This window comes from Methylobacterium tarhaniae, from assembly GCF_001043955.1.
Lineage (GTDB): Bacteria > Pseudomonadota > Alphaproteobacteria > Rhizobiales > Beijerinckiaceae > Methylobacterium > Methylobacterium tarhaniae.
The window spans coordinates 1-777 of the sequence record NZ_LABZ01000434.1; the positions used below are offsets into that span (position 1 = coordinate 1).

Consider the following 777-nt stretch of genomic DNA (forward strand, 5'->3'; position numbering starts at 1 on the left):
GGCACCGGCCCGGCGCCGGGCGGCGGTTCCTTCGTGAGGGGGAGGGCCGTTCGGGGGATAAACCCGCCGCCCGCGGGAAGAGGATAGCTCCCCTCTCCCCCGGTCGTCGGATCGTTCCCTGGAAAAACCCCCGCGTGACGCGGAGGTCGGCCGGCCGGTCGATGGCGAATGGCGAAAACCCTCCCATATCGCCCGGAAGCCGACGGCCCGTCCCGCGCCCGGCGCCGGACGGACCCGCCGATGACGCCAGATCCGACGCACGCACCCGGTTCCCGCCGGCCGCTCCGCCCGCAACTCGGCCGCGTGCGCGGCCGGGCCGGGCTGACGCTCGCGGGCGCAGTCCTGCTGCTCCTGGTCGGCTCGGCCAATGGCCTGCTCCTGACCTGGCAGAGCAGCGTCCAGCACCGCATCACCCACACCCTGTCGGTCGACCGGACCCTGATGCAGGTGCTGGCCGACCTCCTCGACAGCGAGACCGGGCAGCGCGGCTACCTCCTGACCGGCGATCCGGCCTTCCTGGTGCCCTACACCGCAGGGCAGGCCCGGATCGCCGCGGAGCTGCCGCCTCCAGCAGCCGGCAGCGCCGCGGCGATCCGGGCCTGCCCTGCGGGTGTAGGGCACCAGGGAGGCCGGATCCCCGGTCCGGTGGTAGCCGCGCTGCGCGGTCTCGCTGTGGAGGAGCTCGGCCAGCACATGCATCAGGGTCCGGTCGACCGACGGGGTGTGGGGCATGCGGTGCTGGGAGCAGCGCTACCAGGTCAGGAGCAGGCCATTGGC

The 777-nt window shown here is 73.9% G+C and carries 1 protein-coding gene; it reads left to right on the top strand.

Translation table 11 applies throughout. The annotated features are described in order from the left end of the window. Nucleotides 1-240: 240 nt before the first annotated feature. The coding region (locus VQ03_RS30485) for a CHASE3 domain-containing protein (protein WP_048454688.1) at nucleotides 241-777 on the top strand (537 nt) is incomplete at its 3' end.